Source organism: Stenotrophomonas sp. SrG (assembly GCF_050031795.1).
GTDB classification, from domain to species: Bacteria; Pseudomonadota; Gammaproteobacteria; order Xanthomonadales; family Xanthomonadaceae; genus Stenotrophomonas; species Stenotrophomonas rhizophila_A.
The window spans coordinates 1-289 of the sequence record NZ_JBNBBE010000146.1 but is presented as its reverse complement, the minus strand read 5'-3'; the positions used below and the strand labels follow the sequence as shown (position 1 = coordinate 289).

The window sequence follows — 289 nt, the reverse complement described above, 5'->3', positions numbered from 1 at the left end:
AACGTCAAGCGCGGCATGACCTTCGCAGCCGCGCTGCGCTCCTTCCTGCGACAGGATCCAGATATCATCATGGTCGGCGAAATCCGCGATCTGGAAACGGCCGAGCTCGCCGTCAAGGCAGCGCAGACCGGCCACATGGTGCTCTCCACCCTGCATCCCAACGACGGTCCGCAGACCATCGCGCGCCTGATGAACATGGGTATTGCACCGTTCAACATCAGCCGGTCGGTCACGCTTGTGAGTGCTCAGCGACTTGCGCGCCGACTGTGCAACAACTGCAAGCGGCCGG

The 289-nt window shown here is 62.6% G+C and carries 1 protein-coding gene; it reads left to right on the top strand.

Annotated elements, in window-relative coordinates:
- Positions 1-289, top strand: a 289-nt coding sequence (locus tag ACQG3P_RS19310; RefSeq protein WP_426805939.1) for an ATPase, T2SS/T4P/T4SS family, incomplete at both ends; no start/stop codon positions are given.